The organism is Mycobacterium simiae, from assembly GCF_008370645.1.
In the GTDB taxonomy this organism is placed as follows: domain Bacteria; phylum Actinomycetota; class Actinomycetes; order Mycobacteriales; family Mycobacteriaceae; genus Mycobacterium; species Mycobacterium simiae_A.
Genome location: NZ_VTZN01000557.1, coordinates 1 through 404, shown reverse-complemented (window position 1 = coordinate 404; position 404 = coordinate 1). Strand labels below are relative to the sequence as shown.

Here is a 404-nt window from a genome sequence, read left to right as displayed (position 1 = left end):
ATCGACGCGTCGATGATCGCGATGTGATCGGCGGCGGTGTTGGAGCCGGCGTTACCCTTGCGCGGAATGATCGCCAGCGACTCGCCGGTGTTGTCGCACCACGAGGTGAGCGGATGGTGCCCGTAGCCGCCCTTGAAATTGCCTGCCGCGCATTCTTTGTCGCTGTGGCAGCTGGTCAGGGTCGCGTCGATACGGATCGCGATCACCTCCCCGAGGTCCCCATAGCAGCTGCGCGACGGCGGGATCCGCCCGTGACGGTCCTCGATCAGCTGCCAAACTCGTTGACGGACCTTGTTGCGCGTCAGCGTGATCCCGGCAATGGCCTGCTGGTCGATCTCGCCCAGCGAACGCCACATCGTCACCCGCGACGCCACTTGCCCGAACAGTCGTTGCTGATCGCGCAG

At 64.9% G+C, this 404-nt stretch carries 1 protein-coding gene; it reads right to left on the bottom strand.

Translation table 11 applies throughout. The features are described from left to right. The coding region (locus tag F0Q45_RS26885) for a transposase (protein ID WP_188113211.1) at positions 1 to 404 on the bottom strand (404 nt) is incomplete at both ends.